1 protein-coding gene is annotated in these 916 nt (G+C 52.6%); it reads left to right on the forward strand.

Annotation, left to right across the window (positions count from 1 at the left end; all coding sequences use genetic code 11):
* The first annotated feature begins 100 nt into the window (after nt 1–100).
* Nucleotides 101–892, forward strand: a complete 792-nt coding sequence (locus tag AB3R30_RS26885; protein ID WP_458652271.1) for an IS5 family transposase — start codon at nt 101–103, stop codon at nt 890–892.
* The last annotated feature ends 24 nt before the right edge of the window (nt 893–916 follow it).

Genomic DNA, 916 nt, shown 5'->3' on the forward strand with positions numbered 1-916 from the left:
AGAGGATGTCTTAAAAGCCCAGATGTAGCGCTGAGATAGGAAAAGGAAACTCTCACCTCGTAAGCTGTCAAAAGAAAGAATCGACAGGAGCATGAGAGCAATGGCACTATCGTACCCGACAGACATCAGTGATGAGCAATGGGAACTCCTACTGCCCTTGCTGCCAGGGGCAAAACCCGGTGGACGACCTCGCAAGGTAGACCTCAGAGCAGTGATGAACGCCCTCTTTTACATCGTGGTGGCGGGGTGTGCGTGGCGGATGTTGCCCCACGACTTTCCCAACTGGAAAACGGTGTACCACGACTTTCGAGTCTGGCGAATCGATGGCACTTGGGAAACGATTCATGCCAAGTTTGTGAGTTGGGAGCGGGTTGCACAAGGGCATCAAGCGGCACCAAGTGCGGCGAGTCTGGATTCTCAATCGGTGAAAACCGCAACCCCTGCGGCAATTGCCGTTGGTTTTGACGGAGGCAAACGAGTCAAAGGACGCAAACGGCATTTGATGGTCGATACCTTGGGCTTGGTAATGCTGGTGGTCGTCACGGCTGCCAATGTCAGTGACCAGCAGGGTGCACGTCTGGTTTTCAAGCGCCTAGCGGCGGTTTCCCAGCAGATTGCACGGTTGGTGCTCATTTGGGTTGACGGTACCTACGAGGGGGTTGATTTCATGAAATGGACAATGGACACCTATCGCTGGATTCTTGAGACGATTAAACGCTCTGACGATGCGAAAGGCTTTGTCCTGCTGCCAAAACGTTGGGTCGTAGAACGCACTTGGGGTTGGCTCAATTGGTCAAGGCGGTTGTCCAAGGACTACGAAGTTTTACCAGAGACTTCTGAAACTTTCATTTATGTTGCCATGATTCGTCTGATGCTCAGGCGGCTAGCGTAGCCCCTAACTTCTCAGACATCCTCT

This window comes from Sivoneniella epilithica UHCC 1019 (genome assembly GCF_040830845.1).
Taxonomy (GTDB): domain Bacteria; phylum Cyanobacteriota; class Cyanobacteriia; order Leptolyngbyales; family Leptolyngbyaceae; genus ULC077BIN1.

Excerpts from the sequence above, each read along its gene's own strand:
- AB3R30_RS26885 (WP_458652271.1), top strand. The coding sequence starts at position 101 with ATGGCACTATCGTACCCGACAGACATCAGTGATGAGCAATGGGAACTC.